The sequence below is a fragment of the Paraburkholderia sp. SIMBA_054 genome, assembly GCF_046534875.1.
In the GTDB taxonomy this organism is placed as follows: domain Bacteria; phylum Pseudomonadota; class Gammaproteobacteria; order Burkholderiales; family Burkholderiaceae; genus Paraburkholderia; species Paraburkholderia hospita.
Genome location: NZ_JAWRXV010000450.1, coordinates 1 through 320, shown reverse-complemented (window position 1 = coordinate 320; position 320 = coordinate 1). Strand labels below are relative to the sequence as shown.

Annotated in this window: 1 protein-coding gene; it reads left to right on the top strand. The window is 56.9% G+C overall.

What is annotated here, in order from left to right; translation table 11 throughout:
* On the top strand, positions 1–320 hold a 320-nt coding region (locus tag SB822_RS55860), incomplete at both ends, for a hypothetical protein (RefSeq protein WP_410858946.1).

Here is a 320-nt window from a genome sequence, read left to right as displayed (position 1 = left end):
CATACCACAGACGGAGGCTGCAGGCGGCCAGGCTGCGACGGCGGTCAAAACCGCGACCGTACTGTCGAAAAAGGGACCCTGGTTGAGCTTCCACGCGCCTCGCAGCACGGTTCCTCGCTGGCTGATCGAACCGTTTCAGCCGATCAGCCTCAAGCATCTCGACGCAAAGGCCAACATGCTGGACCGGCGTGACAACAAGTATGTGGTGCGTGCGAATATGCTCCACCGGGCGATCGGCGAACTGGTTCAGCAGTTCGATATTCTGGAAATAGATGGCAAGCGGGATTTTACCTATGACACCTGTTATTTCGATGATGTGG